The following is an 18,487-nucleotide window of genomic DNA, read 5'->3' as shown; positions in this document are numbered from 1 at the left end:
TCTCTCGCTTAATCCCTGACAGCGACGAAGGATCCGGTCGCCGCGGCCTCGGTGTTCGAGAATTCGAAGGTGCCCCCGGCCTCTTGGGCGGTGGGGCCATAGAAATGGCCTTCGAAGGACCCGTCCACCACAAGGGGGCTGTCGGTTTCAGAGGTATCGATCGAGGTCACCCCCTGCATGGTGCCATCGAAATTGGCATCGTCGATCCGGCCGGTGCCGGTGAAGTCGGCATAGTCGATAAATTGGGTTATCCCCTCATCGTCGCGGTAAGCGATATCGGCGTTGAAGGTCATGTCGAGGGCGCCGGTCTGAAAATCGGTGTTCAGGTTGAGCCCGCCGCGCAGGCTGTCGACCCGGTTTTGCCGCAGGATGGAGCCGTAAACCGTGCCTGTGTAGCTGGCGGTGCCGGAGGTCGGCATCTCATCGGGATCGGTCAATTGACCGTAGACGAAATGACCGAAAATGGTCTCGCCGCTGGCTTCGGTCTTCTGCCATTCCCCGGCGGCAACGAAGCGGGTATCGACGACATCCCCTTCGGTTTTATACTGATAATAGGTGACGCCGTTGGCTTGGTAGAGATAATTGGGCGCCGCTTCGATGTCGTCGGTAATGATCGTGATCGCGGTGATGTAATCCTCGACCGCTGTGCCGCCGACATCGTCCATCACGGCAATGATGAAGCTTGCATCATTGTCGGAAATCTGTCCCTCAACATTGACGCCGAAACTTTCGGGGGCGGTGGCAAGGAGCTCGCTCATGATCGGGTCGAAGGCGCTGCTGGGGACGGGGGCGGCGGCCTGGGCGTCGCTGAAGGCGGCGGGGCTGAGATCTTCGACATACGCAGTGGCGGCCTCGATATCCCCGGCGAGGGAGCCCGGCGCGCCGAAGGTTGCCGGATCGTTCGCGATATAAATCGGCAGGGAGCCGACATCCCGTTCCGATCCTTCAAACCCAAGGTCATTGGCGATCGTCACCCACAGCGCCAGATAGCCGCTGCCGCTGCCCGTCGCATCGACGGCGCCAAGGGCATCGATATAGGCGTCGGCGGTAAATTCGTTCCCCCCGATCAAGGTCTCGTCGACGAAGCCGTAGAAGTCGGGTTGCTTGGCCAGATAGACTGCCGACACCCCGTTATTGAGGCCGAAGAGATCCTTCGGGGTCAATAATAGGAGCGGCCCCCATGTTTCGTTCACCAGGATCGGGGCATCGTCCGCATTCGGCAAATCGATATCAATGGTGAAGGTGTCCGCGGCGGCATCATATCTAAACTCTGTCGTCTCGCTCTCGCCCACCGCGTCGTGTTCGATCCCGACAAAGACCGCCGCCCCGTTGGTTTGATAGCGTGTCCGCATGGCCGTCACGGCCAGATCATAGGTCTCGCTGACTGCCGACCCGTGGTTTTCGGCGCGATAGCTCAAGGCGTTAGTGACAAGGTTGCGCGGCGGTGCGGGCTGTCCGTCCTCCCCCAAAATAGGGTCGGGGGTGCCGCCGGTTGAGCTACATGCCGCGAGGGCAATCAGAGACGAAGCGGCAAATAGGCCGGTGGAAAGACGCATGACCATTGGTCCTTGAAACGCGTATCAGCCTCCCCTCGCTACTCGGTCATGGTAAAACACAGGTGAATCGATGACTGAGCAGCCGCAAGGAGTCTCAGCGCCGTTGAAAGCCGTATCGGCGGTGCTTATGTCGCTCTCGTTCGGGCAATTCGCTCATTTGACACATCAAGGGGCGGCGCCGTGGGAGGCTTTGAGAACCAAGCTCGCGCACAGCCGTTCGCTCAACAGGAGAATTGAAGACTATGGCAAAAGTGATTGGGATCGACCTTGGGACCACCAACTCGTGCGTGGCGGTCATGGAAGGGGCGGATGCCAAGGTGATCGAAAACGCCGAGGGCAATCGGACGACCCCATCCGTCGTTGCGTTCAACGACAGTGGCGAGCGGCTGATTGGCCAGCCGGCTGTCCGTCAGGCGGTCACGAATCCGAGCAATACCTTTTACGCCATCAAGCGATTGATCGGTCGCCAGTTCGATGACCCGACGGTCAAGAAAGACCAGGGCATGGTTCCCTATGCCATCGTCAAAGGGGACAATGGCGATGCATGGGTCGAAGCGCAGGGGGAGAAATACGCTCCGAGCCAGATTTCGGCCTTCGTGCTTCAGAAGATGAAGGAAACGGCGGAAGCCTATCTCGGCGAAACCGTGACCCAAGCCGTCATCACGGTGCCGGCCTACTTTAACGACGCCCAGCGCCAGGCCACCAAGGATGCGGGCAAGATTGCGGGCCTTGAGGTTCTGCGGATCATCAACGAGCCGACAGCCGCGGCTCTCGCCTATGGCCTCGATAAACAAGACGGCAAAACGATTGCCGTTTATGACCTTGGCGGCGGGACCTTCGATATTTCGGTCCTCGAGATTGGGGACGGCGTTTTCGAAGTGAAGGCGACCAATGGGGACACCTTCCTTGGCGGGGAAGATTTCGACCTGCGGATCGTCGATCACCTGGCCGATGAATTCAAAAAAGAGAACGGCATCGATCTGCGTCAAGACAAGCTTGCGCTTCAGCGGCTGCGGGAAGAGGCGGAAAAGGCGAAGAAGGAACTGTCCTCCGCCGCCCAATATGAGGTCAACCTGCCCTACATCACGGCCGATGCGTCGGGGCCGAAGCACCTCAACCTCAAACTGACGCGGGCGAAGTTCGAGAGCCTCGTTGAGGATCTGGTCAAGCGGACCATCGATCCCTGCAAGGCCGCCCTTAAGGACGCTGGCATCTCCCCCAGTGACATTGACGAGGTCGTGCTGGTGGGCGGGATGACCCGTATGCCGAAGATCCAGGAGACCGTGAAAAGCTTCTTTGGCAAGGAGCCCCATAAGGGGGTGAACCCTGACGAAGTTGTGGCCAAGGGCGCGGCGATCCAAGCCGGTGTGTTGCAGGGCGATGTCAAAGACGTGCTGCTGCTCGACGTCACCCCCCTCAGCCTTGGGATCGAAACCCTCGGCGGGGTCTTCACGCGCTTGATCGACCGGAACACGACGATCCCCACCAAGAAATCGCAGGTCTTCTCAACGGCTGAAGATAATCAGTCTGCGGTGACCATTCGCGTCTTCCAGGGGGAGCGGGAAATGGCGGCGGACAATAAGATGCTCGGCCAGTTCGACCTTGTGGGCATTCCGCCCGCGCCGCGCGGCGTCCCGCAAATCGAGGTGACCTTCGACATCGACGCCAACGGCATCGTCAATGTCTCGGCGAAGGACAAGGCGACGGGCAAGGAGCAATCGATCCGCATCCAGGCCTCAGGGGGTCTCTCCGACGCCGATATCGAGCAAATGGTCAAAGACGCCGAGGCGAACGCGGAGGCCGACAAGGCGCGGCGCGAAACCGTCGAAGCGCGCAACCAGGCCGAAGGTCTCGTTCACTCCACCGAGGCCTCCCTCAAGGAGCATGGCGACAAGATCGGGGCGGACGAAAAGAAAGCCATCGAAGAGGCCATCGCCGACGCGCGAACCACGCTCGAGAAAGACGACGCGACTGCCGAGGACATCAGCGCCAAGGTTCAGGCACTGGCCAGTGCGTCGATGAAGCTTGGCGAAGCGATCTACGGTCAGGGCGGCGATTCCGATGCCGAGGCGCAGGCGGCGGCCGATGCGGCGGCTGATGCGGCCCAGGACGCAGAAATCGTCGATGCCGACTATGAAGAGGTCGACGGCGAAGAGAAGAAGTAACGCGCAGCCTGTGATATCACCCTCACGAAGGGCCCGACCATGCTCGGGCCCTTTTTTTGGGCGCGTATTTTTTTTTGACAGCCCTTGAGGGCGATAAGAGGTGAGAGGGATTTAACGCCGTCACATAAGCCTTTGGCTGGTGAAGGGCAGGGGGGACGGGACCCTCTAAATTCCGCTCCCATGACCAGTGATTTGGCCAACAGATGGCGCTCTCCAGCCGCGGATGTCGGGAAATCCTGCTCCAACATCGTGCTAAGCCTTCACAAATGCGGCCCTTATCGCCACTTGCTAGGACAGTCTGGATAACCGCTCGGAATCGTCGCGGCGCTGCGGCCGCGATGCCGTGTCGAACGAAGTCGATAACAGGGACGTAGATGGCGCAAGACTACTATGATCTTCTCGGGGTTGAGCGCAGCGCGGACGGGGCGGCGATCAAATCGGCCTTCCGCAAGCTGGCGATGAAATATCACCCTGACCGTAACCCCGGGGACGAAGCCGCTGAGAAGAAGTTCAAGGAAATCGGCGAGGCCTATGAAGTGCTGTCCGATGATCAGAAACGCGCGGCCTATGACCGGTTTGGCCATGCAGCGTTTCAGAATGGCGGCGGGCCGGGCGGTCCTGGGGGCGCTGGATTCGGCGGCGGGTTCGCTTCGGGGGCCTTTTCCGATGTGTTCGAGGATATCTTCGGCGAATTCATGGGCGGCGGCGGTGGCCGGGGGCGCGGTCGACGCCAATCCGGGCGCGGCGCGGATCTGAAATTCGAGGTGACGGTCGAACTCGGCGAAGCCTTTGCCGGGATCGAAAAGGAAATCTCGGTTCCCTCCTCCGAGGCATGTGATGTCTGCGAAGGCTCCGGCGCTGAGCCGGGGACCAGCCCAACGACTTGCTCCACCTGTGGCGGCGCGGGAAGAGTTCGGATGCAGCAGGGCTTTTTCGCTGTCGAAAGGGCCTGTCCCACCTGCCAGGGGCAGGGCGAAACGATTGAGACCCCCTGCTCGAATTGCGGCGGTCAGGGGCGGGTTCGAAAGAACCGCACCTTAGCGGTGGAGATCCCTGCGGGCGTCGAGGACGGCACCCGCATCCGCTTGACCGGCCAGGGGGAAGCGGGCCTGCGCGGCGCGCCCTTCGGAGACCTCTATCTCTTTGTCCGCGTGCGCGATCATCAATTGTTCGAGCGCGATGGGGCGGACCTTTATTGTCATGTGCATGTGCCCATGGTGACCGCCGCCTTGGGCGGAGAAATCGAGGCGCCGACCATCGATGGGGGCCGGGTGAAGATCAAGATTCCCGAAGGGTCACAAAGCGGGCGTAAATTCCGGCTGCGATCGATGGGTATGAACCAATTACGGCGCCCGGTGCGCGGCGACATGTTTGTCGAGCTGATGGTTGAGACCCCCACCAATCTGACATCGCGCCAAAAGGAATTGCTGCGCGAATTTTGTGAAGAGGGCGGCGGAAATGACTGCCCCCAATCGAACAATTTCTTCGACCGGGCCAAGGAGTTCTGGGACAATATTCGCGATGCGAGCTAGCGGTGAGCGGGCTTGGGCCTTTGACGTCGGGACTATGTTGGGCAGAGGGACGGTGACCTGATGAAAATCGCATTGATGGGCAGCGGTGGACAGATGGGCCGGGCCATCAAGGCTTTGGCGCAGGATGTGGTGTCCCTTGAGCCCTCCGGTGGTGTGGAGTCCGGCATCGATGTCGTGATCGATTTTTCCTCGGGCCGTGGGGCGGTGGCCGCCGCGGACGCCTGCCGTCAGGTGAAAGCGCCCCTCGTGACCGGGACGACCGGCCTCACGGACGAGGAACAGGCGGCTATCAAGCAAGCGGCCGAGGACATCCCCATCGTGCAATCGGGGAACATGTCCGTGGGCATCAACGTCCTGCTGCATCTTGTCGAAATCGCCGGAAAGCAACTCGACGGGTTTGATGTCGAGATTCTTGAAACCCACCACCGCCGGAAGATCGACGCCCCCTCCGGCACCGCCCTGATGCTGGGGGAGGCCGCCGCAAGGGGGCAGGGCGTCAGCCTCTCCGAACGCGCCGTTTTTGAGCGGTATGGCCAGGTAGGCCCCAGAAATCACGGGGAGATCGGCTTTGCCGTGACCCGTGGCGGTGGGGTCAGGGGAGAGCATGCCGTCAAGTTTCTGGCCGAAACCGAAACCGTCACCCTCGGTCATACCGCCCTCGATCGATCCTTGTTTGCCGAAGGCGCGCTGCGCGCGGCGGGGTGGGTCATCGGCAAGCCATCTGGCCTCTATACGATGCGCGACGTCCTCGGTTTTTCTCCGGCCGTCTAATGGAACGGCATGCCGGTTTTATCGCGCTTCTCGTCGTTGGGGGGGTCATTGCCCTGATCGTCTCGCGAAGTGTCGACAGCCAAGGTCGGGTCGTCATTGGCGGGGCGTTCGATGCGCGGCCCCCTGTTGTGGTCACCGGCGACGGCGCGATCGGACAACTCCTTATCCCTCAGCATTTTAGCGGCAGCTATCTCACCGAGGTGACGATCAGCGGCACGCCGATTGAGGTGATGGTCGATACCGGCGCCAGCTATTTCACCCTTCGCGAGAGCGATGCAATCCGAGCCGGGATCAATCCGCCGTCCGCCGCGCCGCGCCGTGAATTTCGCACAGCCAACGGAACGGTGACGGCGCGGCAGGCAGGGCCGGTCTCCGTCCAGCTGGGCCCGACCCGCCTCGACGATGTGACGGTCTATGTCCTTGCCGATGATCGGTTGGGTATCAGCCTGCTGGGCATGAATGTGCTGAACCGCTTCCAGGCGTTCAGTTTCTCGGACCGCGGACTGATCATTGACGTGAATTAGAGCGATCCGAAGCGAAATGGGCCCCGGTTCGCGCAAGGAAAGCGCTATAAAACAAAGCCTTAGAGACGTTTTGCCCCTGAGGCTGATGTGGAACGGCTCTAGGCCGCCATCAGGGAGGGAAGCTCCCCTGAATCGGCCCCCGCCTCCCGCATGAAGAAGAGGCGCAGGCCGTCCATTTGGGCCACGCGTCCCAGTCCAAAACTCCGCGCCCATCGGATCGGGGCGATATCGTTGGAGAAGAGCCGGGTCAGGGCATCGGTCCCGAACGCCAAGGCGGCGCTGTCAAAGCGGCGCCAGCGGGCATAGGCGTCGAGGCTTTGCGGGCTGCCGGGGTCGAGCCCCACTTGTTCGGCATCCCGCAGGACATCTGCGAGAACGGCAATGTCCTTCATCGCCAGGTTGAAGCCCTGTCCGGCAATAGGGTGGACCCCCCGATACGCATCGCCCATCAGGACGACCCGCCCTTTCACCGGCTGGTCGGCATAGGAAAAGCTGAGGGGGAAGCGCACCGCCGGACGGCTAATGGCAATATCCCCCAAAAGGGGGCCGATCCGGTCGGTGACGGCCCTCAGAAAAGCGGCTTCGTCAAGGGCGTGATAGGCCCTGGCCCTTGACCCTTTCTCTGTCCAAACGATCGAGACCTCATCCCCGGCCATGGGGAGGATGGCGAAGGGCCCATCGGGATAGAACATCTCGTGCGCGACGCCCTGGTGCGGCGTTGAATGGGACAGACAAAAGGTCAGCGCTTCTTGATCATAGGCATGGCTCAATGTCCTGAAGCCAAGTTTTGCCCGGAGCGTCGACCGTTTCCCATCGCAGACCAGCAGCATTGCCGCCTCAACCGCCTCCCCGCCGCTGACGGCGACATGCACCCGCGCGGGACCTTCCGTTACGTCTTCGATGGCGCCCTTGAAGAAGGTCACCCCAGCCGTAGCCTGAAGGGCGGCGCCGAAGACGGCCAGGAGATCTGTATTGGTGAGAATGTATCCAAGCGCCGGCGCTGTCGGGTCCAGCCGATCACCGGGCAGGAGGGGAGCGGGGAAATGCAGCGCGCTGCCCTCTGCCCCGCCCCGGCGAAAGCGGGAGGCTGGGCGGCCATTGGTCACGAGAATATCGGTGATGGCCCCCGCCTTGGCCGAGAGCCCTGGCCATAGGCCGAGCCGCTTGAGGATGCGCGCATTCGCATAGGCGATGGCCGTTGTTCGACTGTCCGGCTTTGGCGTTTCGAGAGCGACAGGGTCGATCAACGCAACGGAGAGACCGTGATGGGCAAGGGCGAGAGCTGCCAGGCGCCCGGTCAGGCCGGCGCCGGCAATGGCAACGTCATAAAGGGGCATGCTCATGGCTTGTGAGCTAGGCGCCTCACACCGGAAAGTCACGGGCGCGGAGTGCCACATTGCCCCGGACGGCTTTGGTCCCGCGCCGTGCGTGCCCGCTATGGTCACGCCCCCTTTCAGGCGTTAGGGCGGCGGCGTTTACATTATAGGGAATGATCTCATGGCTCTTGATCTCACCGATCGCTCAGCCCTCAAAGCGCTCGTCAAAAATAGTCGCCAAACCTACGGCAAGGAAAAGGCCGTTTCGGTTCCGCAAAAGATCGATAACCATGTCGCGTCGGCGCTTGCGAGCCTCGCCGAGGCCGACGTTTCGGTCGAGGAAAGTGAGCTGAAAGACAAATTGTCCGGTGCCTTTGAGCAGGGGGCGGGCGGCCGTTACGTCAGCAGCGCCCGCGTCATGAAGGAGATCCGCGCATGGACGACGCCGCTCAAACCCGTTCCCGCGCCGCCCGCGGAGGAGGAGGCCGGGGAAGCGAGCGAGGAATAAGGAAGGCAAACGGGGCATCTACCATTGCCGTAAAGATCGCTTAACCCTCCTTAGGTCAAAGGTTCGTTACCGCGTACTTTTAAGGAGGTGGACTCGCATCCCCATGCCTGTCCGAAAGAGTAACGATGATATCGCCGAAACCGCGATGGCCCGGGCCGCGTTCGGGCTAAGGGCCTTGCTTGTCAGGTGCGGCGCCTTGGCCTTGCTCGTGTTGGCCGGGTTTGTGTGGATCAGCGTTGCGAGTTTCGCTGTCTCTGACCCTAGCTGGGCCAATGCGACGGCACGGCAGGAGATCGCCAATTGGGGCGGTGCGGCGGGCGCGAATGTCGCCGTCGTTCTGCTCCAGCTCTTTGGCGGGGCCTCTTTATTGTTGCCGGTGGTGCCCGCGGTCTGGGGATGGGAGGCGTTGCGCTTTGGCATTCCGCGACCGACGCCGATCTCCGCATGGCTGAAAGGGGCGGCCTGGGCCGGCGGCACGATGGCGATGAGCGCCTTTGCCGCGCTTTTGCCGCGGGCGGCCGATTGGCCTTTCACGACCTCTATGGGGGGATTGTTGGGCAGTGGACTGCGCGGCGTCGTCGGTCCCCTTTTGTCTCTCCCGCTGGCGACCGTTTTCGTCGCGATGATCGCGCTCAGCCTTGCGACGGTGCTGTCCTTTTTCGCGGCGGGCTGGCGCCGGGACCATGTGGAAGCCGGACTGGACGCCTTCTTTTATTGCTATGATGCCGTCAGGGACTGGACCCTGGCCCGGTGGGATTGGCTGAAAGAGCGAATGGATGACGGACGCTGGTCCCCCTTGGCGCGGTTCATCCCCTCCCTGAGCGGGGCGAAAGAGGCCGACCTTGCTGCCGAGACTCTTGAGAAGCTTGGCGTCGATCCCACGGCTGAAGAGACTGGCGCGGAGGAGGACTGGGCGGAAGAAGACTGGGCGGAAACCGACACCGCGTATGATGAGGAGCGCGATGACGACGCGTATGATGCGCCTGAGGAGGACGCCGCGTCGGGACGCCGCCGCATTGTGCGCGAGGTCAAAAAAGTCCCGCCCCGCCGTCCGGTGAGCCAGCCTGAACTGTTCCACCATGGCGATTTTGCTTTCCCCTCCATCAGTTTCCTGAAAGCCCCGAACCCTGACGATCATCAAACCATTTCGGAGGCGGAATTGAACCGTCGTGCCCGGCTGCTTGAGGGGGTGCTCGCCGACTTCAAGGTGAATGGCGAGATCATCAATGTGCGGCCCGGACCGGTCGTCACCTTGTACGAGCTGGAACCGGCCGCGGGGGTCAAATCCTCCCGCGTTATCGGTCTTGCGGACGATATCGCCCGATCGATGTCGGCGATCGCGTGTCGGGTGGCCGTGGTCCCGGGGCGGAATGCGATTGGGATCGAACTGCCCAATGATAATCGCGAAATCGTCCTCTATCAGGAAATGCTGACGGCGGAGGGATTTCATCGGGGCAAGGGGCTGACCCTCGCCCTTGGCAAGGATATCGGCGGGGAGCCGCAATATGCGGACCTCACCAAGATGCCCCACCTCCTGATCGCCGGGACCACGGGGTCCGGGAAATCAGTGGGGATCAATACGATGATCCTTTCGCTGCTTTATCGTCTGCCGCCTGATCAGTGCAAGCTGATCATGGTCGACCCCAAAATGCTCGAACTCTCAGTCTATGAGGGCATTCCGCATCTTTTGGCGCCGGTCGTGACCGATCCGCGAAAAGCGGTTGTCGCGCTGAAATGGACGGTCAAGGAGATGGAGCAGCGCTACCATAACATGTCAAAGCTTGGGGTGCGGAACATCCATGGCTTTAATGAGCGCATCGATCGGGCCGAGGAAAGGGGCGAAGAGCTGACGCGCCGCGACCATGCGGGCTATGATCCTGAGACCGGCGACCCAATCTACGAAGAAGAGGTGCTCGATTTTGAGCGGATGCCTTATATCGTCGTGGTGATCGATGAAGTCGCCGACCTGATGATGGTGGCGGGTAAGGATATCGAGGGTATGGTCCAGCGTCTGGCGCAGATGGCGCGGGCGGCCGGCATCCACCTTATCATGGCGACCCAGCGACCCTCGGTCGATGTCATCACCGGGACGATCAAGGCAAATTTCCCGACTCGGATCAGTTTCCAGGTCACATCGAAAATCGACTCACGGACGATTTTGGGGGAACAGGGGGCCGAACAGCTCCTCGGTCAGGGGGATATGCTTTATATGGCCGGGGGCGGTCGTGTCACCCGGATCCACGGCGCCTTCGTCTCAGACGATGAGGTCGAGGCGATCGTCGGGCATCTGAAAAAGCAGGGTAAGCCCTCCTACGTGCAGGAAGTGACCGAAGGGGATGATGATGAGGGGGCCGCTTCGCTCGGCCTCAGCGTCGGCGGCAATACCTCATCGGGGGATGCTTTGTTCGACCAGGCGGTGGCGATCATCGCGCGCGACCGAAAGGCGTCGACGAGCTATATCCAGCGGCGCTTGCAGATCGGCTATAACCGCGCCGCGTCGCTGATGGAGCAGCTTGAAGAAGAGGGCATTGTCGGCCCGGCGAACCATGCCGGCAAACGGGAGATACTGGTGGGTGAGGAGGCGGCCTAACGGCCTTGCTGACGGCGGCACCCTTCGCTCAATCGCGGAACACCGATCCGGCCAAGCGGAATAATCGCGCCGCCGCCAGGGCCCTGGCGTCAATCCCGGCTTTTGTCGGGGGCAAGGGGGGGCGGCGTTTGGCGGCGGGGACAGAGCCTGAAGGGGTTGCCGCCTGATCTTGTGGCCGGTGCTGGTCGGCGACGGTCTCGTCTTGCGCTGTGGGGTGCTGGACCGGTTCGGCGCAGGTGCTCGCTGCCTCCCTGGCGGGATTGATGCGCCGGGTGGAGGTGGGGCCCTTAGGCCGGCCGCCCTTGCCGGGCGGCGGAGAGGACGCGGTCAGGTCCATAATCGCTTGGCTTTCCCCAGTAGAGTCGCGGGGAGATACGAATATTTCGTTATGATATCGAAATGAGGCCCTTTTCCCCTGTTTTATTGTGGCACGAAGGGGGCGAAAGTCAGGCCGACGGAATCGTAAGGCGGACAAGCATTTGCGGCCTGACCTTCAGGCCCTAAATCGATTGAATCGATGAAAAAGAGGCACCAATGATCTTCTCGATTCTATCTGCCCTATGGCTCGCTGGGGCGGGCCAAGCGGCAGTAGGCCAAGACCCCGCAAGTGAGGCGCCGCAAACGGAACTCGGGGCCTCTCAATCGATCGGCGAGGCGACGGTGGACCTTTCCACCGATGCCCCTGGTGAGGGTCGGCCCGGCTATGCGGCGCCAGCCCCCGCCCTCACCGTGGACGATGCCGCCGACCTTCCCGAATTGACTGGTGACGCCGCGGCACCGACCTCCCCTGACGAGACCCCGACACAGACCCAATCGGTGGCGTCGTCATCTGCGGCCTTTGCGTCCCTGTCCAACGCCGAGATTTTCGACAAGGCCGTGGTGAGCCTCGAAAGTATCGATCGTCTGCAGGCCGCGTTCGCTCAGCGTTCTCCCTCGGGGGGGGTGTATAGCGGGACCCTCTATCTCGACCGCCCCGGCAAGTTGCGCTTTGAGTACGACGATCCAAGCCCCCAATTGATCGTCGCAACGGGCGGTCTTGTCTATGTCCACGATGAAGACCTGAAGACGACGGATAGCTATCCGGTGGGCGAGACGCCGTTGAGCCTCTTGCTGTCAGAGCGGATTGACACGCAATCGGCAGTCTTGCGGGGCGTTCAGCGATATGAGGACCGTGTGGCCGTGACCGTGCGGTCGACGGACGATGCCGTGACGGGGGATTTGACCTTGATCTTCACCGCCCCTGACATGGCGCTGCGCAGCTGGATCGTTACGGAAACCGATGGGAGCCGGACGGTCGTCGATCTCAGCAATGTGACCGCGCCCCAGCGCCTGGCAAATCGGTTGTTCCGCATCCCGCAATCGGGGGGCACCTTCCTCAACCGGGACTGACCGACCCGTTTAGCTCCAGCTCAGCTATTGGCTGAGCTGCATATTTACGGAGGCGTAACTAGGGGCGCGCGGCGGATACGATAGGAGGGGGGTGGCGGAATTTCCGGGCGACCCCCCTTACCCCCCCGCTAATGGGTCGCCCGGTCCGCCACCTTTTCTCACGCTTTTTGAGTAGATAGACGGCGGTCCATGAGTCTCGACGATGAAATGGCGATCGACCCCGCCGTCTTTTCCATGCTGGAGCAGGATGCACCGGTACTGGCGCGCCTTCGGCAGTTCGCCCTGGGCCTTGATCGGATCAATTGGTTCGCGCATTTGGGCGAGCCCCCAAGCCGGGCCGTGCGCGAGGCCGCGGCGCATTATGCCGATCGGTTGGGCTTTCCCGAGGCCGACCTCGCGATCCTCGCGGATTTCGACGATGCCGCCGCGGCGGCGGAGACACTCGATTGGTCCTCCCCCGCCTGGGAGGCTGAGGAATTGCTCAGGGCTGATCTGACCGCCAGGGCGCTGACCGTGGTATCAGAAGAGGCCTTGGAGGTCGGGCTAAAGCTTATCGCGCAATATGCGGCGACGGCGGCCAAGGAGCGGGTGGAGGAACAGGCGGCGCTTTGGGATATGGCGGACGAGGCGGCGGTCAATCTGGCCGTGGGCAGTCTGGTGCAGGCGATCAATGGCGCCGCCCTCGCCCTCGTGGCCGCGGCGGATGGGGGGGAGCCGACGGAGGATCATCCGTTCATCTGCAAATTGCGCTTGTTCGAACGGGGCCGCTGGCCCGTCGCCTTGATCGGGTCCTCCCTCTCCGTCTTCTGATTATCGACCGCCCCACAGCGCGCGGAGAATGAGGATGACCGCAAGGCCGGTCAGGATCCATTTGAGGCCGCGGCGGAATTTTCCCTCGTCGAGGCGGCGCAGCAATCGCTCACCCACCAATGTGCCGCCATAGGAAGCCGTGACGGCGAGGACGATGAGTGGGAGCCAGGGGGCGTAAAGAAACCCCGCCAGGGCGAAGACAACGGATTTAAGACCATGCTGGGCCACCATGCAGGCGGCAGCCGTGGCCGTGACCATGCGTCGGCCAAATCGTGGCAGTTGCGCGATAAGGGTCGTGATAAAGGGGCCCGAGGCGCCGACGAACAAAGTCAGGACGGTGGAGAACGCCCCCGCCACGACGAAGGAGCGGCTGCCGAAGGGCAAGCGCCACGGGGGACCCCATTGCGTGGCAAGGATAAAGCCGGCCACCAATAATTGCAGGGCGGTGGCCGGCAAATCCGTTGCGATGGTGGATCCAAGGCTTGCGCCGATCACCGCGCCGCCGAGAAAATACATCACCGTTCGCCTGTCGATGCTGTCTCGAAAGACAATGGCCCTGCCGCCATTCACCCCCGTCATGATCAAGCCATGGACCGGCACCACCGCAGGGGCGGGGAGGAGCGTGCTCATCACCGCGATCAGCAAGAGGCCGCCGCCAACGGCAAACGCCGCGGTGATCGCGGCGGAAAAAAAGGTCGTCAGAACGACGATTGTCGCAATCAGCGGGCTGATCCCTTCGGGAAGGGGGAAAAACGACGGCATGGGGCAGCTCTTTTTCGAAAGCGTTCCGGCGGGCCCGCAGGCGTTGTTGGCGGGATGCCAGCCCTGTGATAGGGGTTAACGATGCGTTAGCGGCAGTGCGCGTCCCGCGTAAGGGGGCCTGCCGGGTGGGAGAAGCGCTGGTGCAAGAAATTGTCATGGTTTTTCTGACCCCCCTTGGCCTTGGGCTCCTCACCCTGGCGGTGGCGGCCATTGCTGGCCTCTTGCTGTGGGCGTTTTGGGAGCGAGAGGGCGACGCGCAAAGCGGCGATCAGGCGCGGCGTCTTACGGTCAACACGGCCCGCCCGCCCATGCTTGACCAAGCGCTTTTCGAGGGGGGGAAGGCCGAGACAGCCTCCGCTGCCGCACCGGCCCCTGTCACCCCCACTGTGCGGATCCTCATTCTGGTGGTGTTGGCGTTCTTCGGCTTCATCATTGCCGCGCGGGTGCTGTTATCGGGGCAGCCGGTCGTGACCACAGGGCCGGTTACGCCGCCCGGCCCCATCGCCGAGGTCGAGGAGCCGCAACCGCCGACCGTTCGGGGCAGCGGTGTGTCCTGTGCCAGCGAAGGCCCCATCACCATTGGTCGTGGCCCGATGACGGCGGAGGGGCAGCCGCGGACCATTCAGACGGGGGATGCCAGCCAGCTCGTGGGCTGGCGGGTTTGCAGTGGCAGCGTGCTCGCCGCCTTCTATCCCCTCGCCTTTGAGCGCGATCAACAGATCATCGACCCCCCTATATGGCAGGCGGGGGAGGGGCCGCTCCTGACGTCCGAGAATAAGACGGTGGCCGAACATCTTTATCCCCTCGATTGGGAGGAGATCGATCTGATCCTTCCCGCAGGGGCGAGCCGGGATGATTTCGACGCCTTTGTGGCGCTTGGTCTTTCAGGCTTTGATGTCGACACCACCGTGGCGCAACGTCGGGCCGCCACCCGGAGTTTGGGGCTTGGGCGTTTCGTCCTTGATGAGCTTCGGGCCGAGACGGGGGAGCGGGATTGTACCCACAAGGCGGATGTTTACGCCGGATCGATTGGCCAATATTCAGTCGGGCGCGGGGTTTTCGGTGTCGCGGAGGACACAGCGACCGCGCCGATGAAGGTCTTTTCCCAGAATTTGCCGTCCCCCACGGCGTTCAAACCGCCGCAACCGGTTCTTTACGGTGTGATCTACGAGGCTGTCGCCCCTGGTCAGTCGGCGGATCTTAAAATGCTCGTCGATTTGTTCCTGGGGAGCAATGGGTCGGGCCGCACGGCCTATGTGGATTTGCGGCACTTCCAGCCTCTTCGTCACCTCTTTACCGAAGAGGCGTGTCCGAACCATCAGCTCCGCTGATATCCCAGCCTTGAGGGCCTTCATGACTCGCGCCCTCCGCATGCGCGGATTGATCGACGAGGGCCGTGAGGGCCGTATGAGGTCTATCGGAGACATCAACGCCTCTAGACCTTTGTTTCGCTGCATTTTCTTTACGCGAACCGGTTTCCCCTTCGCGTGAAAATGCTCTAGGGCCCGCCGATGCGCATAACCACATGGAACATCAATTCCGTCCGTCTACGGCTTGGCTTGGTCGAGCGATTTCTCGAGACCGTGAAGCCCGATATTTTGTGTCTGCAAGAAACCAAGTGTCAGAACGATCAATTCCCCGCCAAGGCCTTCGCCAATGCGGGCTATCCGCACCAGGCCATTCACGGTCAGCGCGGCTACCATGGGGTGGCGACGCTCTCCCGCCTGCCCTTGCATGAGATCACACGGCGTCAATATTGCGGCAAAGACGATGCACGGCATATCGCCGTCACCTTGGAAGAGGGGATCGTCATTCATAATTTCTATGTCCCCGCCGGCGGGGACATTCCCGATCCCGAACAGAATGAGAAGTTCGATCACAAACTCCGCTTTGTGGATGAGATGCGGGAGGTCTTCACGGGGCTGGGCGACCAGCCACACATTCTCGTCGGGGATCTGAATATCGCGCCCCATGAGAACGATGTGTGGTCGCATAAGCAATTATTGAAGGTCGTTTCCCACACCCCGCCGGAGACGGAACGCCTGGCGGCCTTGATGGAGGCGGCGCCGTTTATCGATGTGATGCGCGAGCTGACCGCGGATGAGCAAAAACTCTATACATGGTGGTCCTACCGTTCGAAGGATTGGCGCAAATCCAATCGCGGACGCAGGCTGGACCATATCTGGGTCTCGCCTGCGTTGAAGGATCGGGCGCTGGCGAAAGGGCGCCGGGCTTTCACGGTCCACGATGATGTCCGCGGCTGGGATCGGCCCTCCGACCATGCGCCGGTGACCCTCGACCTTTAAGCATTCGGGGCGGTGCAATGAAAAAAGCCGGTCCTGACGGACCGGCTTTCTCGCCCATGAACGGCCCCTATGACGGGACCGTTCAAAACCTCAGCTTAGCGCTTTTTCGTCGCGCGCTTTTTCGCCGGCGCTTTTTTGGCGGGTGCCTTTTTCGCGGCGACCTTCTTGGCCGGCGCTTTTTTCGTTACCCGCTTTTTGGCCGGTGCTTTTTTCGTTGCGGCCTTTTTGGTGGCTGCGGCCGGTTGGCGGCGCGGTGCCATTTGCTCGGCCTCGATCTTGTCGAGGGCCTCGGCATAGGATTTGAGCGCTTTGAGGAACTGGGCCTGCTGCGTCTTGGGCAGCATGGAGAGGGCTTGATCCTCGGCCTTAAGAACCTTGTTTTCAGCGCTGCTCAGCATCTTCTTGCCGGCGGCGGTCAGCTTGACTGCATTGGCACGAGCATCGGTTTTGGTCCGTTGACGCGCCAAAAGACCTTTTTTGGTCAGCCGGGCAATCATATCGGCCAGGGTCGACCGGTCGATCCCGGTGCGACGGACCAGATCGGTCTGGCTGAGCCCCTCGTCCTTGGAGACGGTGTGGAGCACGGCGAATTGACGCGGGGTCGGGCCGTCGCCGCCGACTTCTCCTTTATAGAGGTCGTCAGCGTATTGTTGAGCCCGGCGAAGAAGATGACCGGGCGAATCCTGCAGGTTGAAAGTAGCCATCGGGGTCGCTCTCTGTTTTTCTGGCGGCGTGTCAGTTGTGCCGCCTTGTGGTGTGTATGGGGGCCGTAAGAACAGCCCCCGGATGTTCCTTGTGCCTTGTTCAAGAATTCCGGAACCAGAATTTACTTGACATTGATCTATTAAGGAACGCTTGCAAACTGATGCCATTCGCGTACGGATGCAAGAATTTTTGACCTCGAAACGACTGAATAGGGCGATTCCGCAGCAATAATGGAGGCAAGAGATGGTGACCTCGGAAGATATGACCCCGTCTTTTTCACGGAAAATCCCCGATGGCGACGATCGAGAGCGCTCTGTATGCCGGCATTGTGGGTTCATCGACTATCAAAATCCCCGGATTGTCGTTGGCAGCGTTGTGGTCGCCGGGGACGGGCGGCTTTTGCTCTGCAAGCGAGCAATCGAGCCGCGAAAGGGCTTTTGGACATTACCGGCGGGCTATTTGGAAACCGGTGAGGCCCCGGAAGAGGGGGCGATGAGGGAAGCGAGAGAAGAGGCGAATGCGGAACTCAAGATTGATCGTCTACTGGCGATCTACTCCATTCCGCGGATCAGTCAGGTCCAGCTCCTCTACCGAGCCGAGCTGCTCAATAAAGACAAGATTTCGCCGGGTCCTGAGAGTGCGGACCTGAAACTTGTCCCGTGGAGGGACATTCCTTGGCCGGAACTGGCCTTTCCCTCTGTCGTATGGGCGCTCAATGCGTGGAATGAGAGCAAAGAAGAGGCGGCTTTTGCGCCCTACACCAATCCCCAAGGCGGGCTTTAGAGCCGCTTTATAGGCGCCGGACAGCCTCGCCGCCGCGCGATCCACGCGTCAGGAGGCCTCCTCAGATCCGTCAGAGGACGGCATGTGCTTCATCAGAAACGGGACATTGAGGGCGATAAACACGAAATACGCAAAGGTGAAGCCGAATATCTTGATGCCGACCCAGGTTGCCTCGCCGCCGCATTCCACGCCCGCGACACAATCCGCGGTCAGCCAGCGCCAGAGGACTTCATTCGCCGCCGCCGCCGCCGCATTAAACGCCACAAAGCGCCAGGTCAGCGTACGCCATGCGGGATCGGGAAGGGTCAGGGCCCCGTCGAACAATGATTTTAAAAAGATCCGACCGGTCACCAATCCGCCGGCCAGGACAGCTGCGGCCATGCCGTAGACGATGGTCGGCTTCATGTAGACGAATGTTTTTGAGTCGAAGATAAAGGTCAGCGTGCCCAAGACGGCCACGAGGACACCGCTGATAAGCAACATGGGCGCGATGTTCTTGGTCTTCCACACTGAATAGGCGAAGGCGGCCGCAAAGGTCGGCAGGGAAAACAGAACGGCAAGGTAGAGTTCCCGCCCTTCTCCGACGAAAAATGACGTATTCAACGCAGCGTCCACCGGCCCGGCGAGGCGGCCATGGGCGAGATAGCCAATGCCAAAGGCGATCAGCGGTCCCATTTCGACGGCCAATTTGGCCTTGCCGTCGAGGCGGGCGGGAGCCATCGAGGTAGGATCGGTTTCGGTCATGAGAAGCCTTCCGTAAGCAAAGGGTC

Annotated in this window: 17 protein-coding genes; 11 read left to right on the top strand and 6 right to left on the bottom strand. The window is 61.5% G+C overall.

What is annotated here, in order from left to right; all coding sequences use genetic code 11:
- Nucleotides 1-8: 8 nt before the first annotated feature.
- A complete protein-coding gene (locus PB2503_RS14510) occupies nucleotides 9-1,556 on the bottom strand; it encodes a transferrin-binding protein-like solute binding protein (RefSeq protein WP_013299882.1) in 1,548 nt (515 codons plus the stop codon).
- Between the two features lie 242 nt (nucleotides 1,557-1,798).
- On the opposite strand from PB2503_RS14510, the gene dnaK reads away from it, so the two are divergent.
- From dnaK to PB2503_RS03675, 4 genes are all read left to right on the top strand, one after another.
- Nucleotides 1,799-3,721 carry a molecular chaperone DnaK gene (dnaK, locus tag PB2503_RS03690; protein ID WP_013299881.1) on the top strand — a complete coding sequence of 641 codons (1,923 nt, stop codon included), beginning with the start codon at nucleotides 1,799-1,801 and terminating at the stop codon, nucleotides 3,719-3,721.
- Nucleotides 3,722-4,095: 374 nt separating this feature from the next.
- Complete coding sequence (gene dnaJ, locus PB2503_RS03685; RefSeq protein WP_013299880.1) at nucleotides 4,096-5,253, top strand: molecular chaperone DnaJ; 1,158 nt, start codon at nucleotides 4,096-4,098, stop codon at nucleotides 5,251-5,253.
- 60 nt (nucleotides 5,254-5,313) lie between these two features.
- Nucleotides 5,314-6,024, top strand: coding sequence for a 4-hydroxy-tetrahydrodipicolinate reductase (gene dapB, locus PB2503_RS03680; RefSeq protein WP_013299879.1), 711 nt, complete (start codon nucleotides 5,314-5,316; stop codon nucleotides 6,022-6,024).
- Nucleotides 6,024-6,548, top strand: coding sequence for a retropepsin-like aspartic protease family protein (locus PB2503_RS03675; protein ID WP_013299878.1), 525 nt, complete (start codon nucleotides 6,024-6,026; stop codon nucleotides 6,546-6,548). The genes dapB and PB2503_RS03675 overlap by 1 nt, the downstream gene beginning before the upstream one ends.
- Nucleotides 6,549-6,646: 98 nt before the next feature.
- On the opposite strand, the gene PB2503_RS03670 is transcribed toward PB2503_RS03675, so the two are convergent.
- Nucleotides 6,647-7,891 (bottom strand): FAD-dependent monooxygenase, encoded by a 1,245-nt coding sequence (locus PB2503_RS03670; protein WP_041534875.1) that lies wholly within the window; start codon nucleotides 7,889-7,891, stop codon nucleotides 6,647-6,649.
- A 154-nt stretch (nucleotides 7,892-8,045) separates the two neighbouring features.
- On the opposite strand from PB2503_RS03670, the gene PB2503_RS03665 reads away from it, so the two are divergent.
- Together PB2503_RS03665 and PB2503_RS03660 are read left to right on the top strand one after the other, a co-directional pair.
- Nucleotides 8,046-8,372, top strand: a complete 327-nt coding sequence (locus PB2503_RS03665; protein ID WP_013299876.1) for a hypothetical protein — start codon at nucleotides 8,046-8,048, stop codon at nucleotides 8,370-8,372.
- Between the two features lie 103 nt (nucleotides 8,373-8,475).
- Nucleotides 8,476-10,962, top strand: a complete 2,487-nt coding sequence (locus PB2503_RS03660; RefSeq protein ID WP_013299875.1) for an FtsK/SpoIIIE family DNA translocase — start codon at nucleotides 8,476-8,478, stop codon at nucleotides 10,960-10,962.
- Nucleotides 10,963-10,990: 28 nt separating this feature from the next.
- Here the strand turns inward: PB2503_RS03660 and PB2503_RS03655 are convergent, their stop codons facing one another.
- Nucleotides 10,991-11,299, bottom strand: coding sequence for a hypothetical protein (locus tag PB2503_RS03655; protein ID WP_013299874.1), 309 nt, complete (start codon nucleotides 11,297-11,299; stop codon nucleotides 10,991-10,993).
- Between the two features lie 197 nt (nucleotides 11,300-11,496).
- Here PB2503_RS03655 and PB2503_RS13770 point away from each other — a divergent pair, with 197 nt between their 5' ends.
- Nucleotides 11,497-12,351 (top strand): LolA family protein, encoded by an 855-nt coding sequence (locus tag PB2503_RS13770; protein WP_013299873.1) that lies wholly within the window; start codon nucleotides 11,497-11,499, stop codon nucleotides 12,349-12,351.
- A 189-nt stretch (nucleotides 12,352-12,540) separates the two neighbouring features.
- Nucleotides 12,541-13,161 carry a hypothetical protein gene (locus PB2503_RS03645; RefSeq protein ID WP_013299872.1) on the top strand — a complete coding sequence of 207 codons (621 nt, stop codon included), beginning with the start codon at nucleotides 12,541-12,543 and terminating at the stop codon, nucleotides 13,159-13,161.
- Here the strand turns inward: PB2503_RS03645 and PB2503_RS03640 are convergent, their stop codons facing one another.
- Complete coding sequence (locus tag PB2503_RS03640) at nucleotides 13,162-13,923, bottom strand: sulfite exporter TauE/SafE family protein (protein ID WP_013299871.1); 762 nt, start codon at nucleotides 13,921-13,923, stop codon at nucleotides 13,162-13,164.
- Nucleotides 13,924-14,078: 155 nt separating this feature from the next.
- Between PB2503_RS03640 and PB2503_RS03635 the strand changes: the two genes are divergently transcribed.
- Complete coding sequence (locus PB2503_RS03635; RefSeq protein WP_148235185.1) at nucleotides 14,079-15,254, top strand: hypothetical protein; 1,176 nt, start codon at nucleotides 14,079-14,081, stop codon at nucleotides 15,252-15,254.
- 180 nt (nucleotides 15,255-15,434) lie between these two features.
- Entirely contained in the window at nucleotides 15,435-16,229 is a 795-nt protein-coding gene (gene xth, locus PB2503_RS03630; protein ID WP_013299869.1) for an exodeoxyribonuclease III, read from the top strand.
- A gap of 95 nt (nucleotides 16,230-16,324) precedes the next feature.
- Here xth and PB2503_RS03625 read toward each other — a convergent pair whose 3' ends face one another.
- On the bottom strand, nucleotides 16,325-16,933 hold the full coding sequence (locus tag PB2503_RS03625; protein WP_013299868.1) for a MarR family winged helix-turn-helix transcriptional regulator: 609 nt from the start codon (nucleotides 16,931-16,933) through the stop codon (nucleotides 16,325-16,327).
- A 244-nt stretch (nucleotides 16,934-17,177) separates the two neighbouring features.
- Here PB2503_RS03625 and PB2503_RS03620 point away from each other — a divergent pair, with 244 nt between their 5' ends.
- A complete protein-coding gene (locus PB2503_RS03620) occupies nucleotides 17,178-17,717 on the top strand; it encodes an NUDIX hydrolase (protein WP_013299867.1) in 540 nt (179 codons plus the stop codon).
- A 48-nt stretch (nucleotides 17,718-17,765) separates the two neighbouring features.
- Here the strand turns inward: PB2503_RS03620 and PB2503_RS13765 are convergent, their stop codons facing one another.
- Nucleotides 17,766-18,461, bottom strand: a complete 696-nt coding sequence (locus PB2503_RS13765) for an inner membrane-spanning protein YciB (RefSeq protein WP_013299866.1) — start codon at nucleotides 18,459-18,461, stop codon at nucleotides 17,766-17,768.
- Nucleotides 18,462-18,487 lie beyond the last annotated feature (26 nt).

Origin of the sequence: Parvularcula bermudensis HTCC2503, from assembly GCF_000152825.2 — a bacterium.
GTDB classification, from domain to species: Bacteria; Pseudomonadota; Alphaproteobacteria; order Caulobacterales; family Parvularculaceae; genus Parvularcula; species Parvularcula bermudensis.
Note: the sequence above shows the minus strand (reverse complement) of the source record. Positions and strands in the feature narration are given on the sequence as shown.

Coding starts and splice junctions, on each gene's coding strand:
- PB2503_RS14510 (WP_013299882.1), bottom strand. CDS start 1,556: ATGCGTCTTTCCACCGGCCTATTTGCCGCTTCGTCTCTGATTGCCCTC.
- dnaK (WP_013299881.1), top strand. CDS start 1,799: ATGGCAAAAGTGATTGGGATCGACCTTGGGACCACCAACTCGTGCGTG.
- dnaJ (WP_013299880.1), top strand. CDS start 4,096: ATGGCGCAAGACTACTATGATCTTCTCGGGGTTGAGCGCAGCGCGGAC.
- dapB (WP_013299879.1), top strand. CDS start 5,314: ATGAAAATCGCATTGATGGGCAGCGGTGGACAGATGGGCCGGGCCATC.
- PB2503_RS03675 (WP_013299878.1), top strand. CDS start 6,024: ATGGAACGGCATGCCGGTTTTATCGCGCTTCTCGTCGTTGGGGGGGTC.
- PB2503_RS03670 (WP_041534875.1), bottom strand. CDS start 7,891: ATGAGCATGCCCCTTTATGACGTTGCCATTGCCGGCGCCGGCCTGACC.
- PB2503_RS03665 (WP_013299876.1), top strand. CDS start 8,046: ATGGCTCTTGATCTCACCGATCGCTCAGCCCTCAAAGCGCTCGTCAAA.
- PB2503_RS03660 (WP_013299875.1), top strand. CDS start 8,476: ATGCCTGTCCGAAAGAGTAACGATGATATCGCCGAAACCGCGATGGCC.
- PB2503_RS03655 (WP_013299874.1), bottom strand. CDS start 11,299: ATGGACCTGACCGCGTCCTCTCCGCCGCCCGGCAAGGGCGGCCGGCCT.
- PB2503_RS13770 (WP_013299873.1), top strand. CDS start 11,497: ATGATCTTCTCGATTCTATCTGCCCTATGGCTCGCTGGGGCGGGCCAA.
- PB2503_RS03645 (WP_013299872.1), top strand. CDS start 12,541: ATGAGTCTCGACGATGAAATGGCGATCGACCCCGCCGTCTTTTCCATG.
- PB2503_RS03640 (WP_013299871.1), bottom strand. CDS start 13,923: ATGCCGTCGTTTTTCCCCCTTCCCGAAGGGATCAGCCCGCTGATTGCG.
- PB2503_RS03635 (WP_148235185.1), top strand. CDS start 14,079: ATGGTTTTTCTGACCCCCCTTGGCCTTGGGCTCCTCACCCTGGCGGTG.
- xth (WP_013299869.1), top strand. CDS start 15,435: ATGCGCATAACCACATGGAACATCAATTCCGTCCGTCTACGGCTTGGC.
- PB2503_RS03625 (WP_013299868.1), bottom strand. CDS start 16,933: ATGGCTACTTTCAACCTGCAGGATTCGCCCGGTCATCTTCTTCGCCGG.
- PB2503_RS03620 (WP_013299867.1), top strand. CDS start 17,178: ATGGTGACCTCGGAAGATATGACCCCGTCTTTTTCACGGAAAATCCCC.
- PB2503_RS13765 (WP_013299866.1), bottom strand. CDS start 18,461: ATGACCGAAACCGATCCTACCTCGATGGCTCCCGCCCGCCTCGACGGC.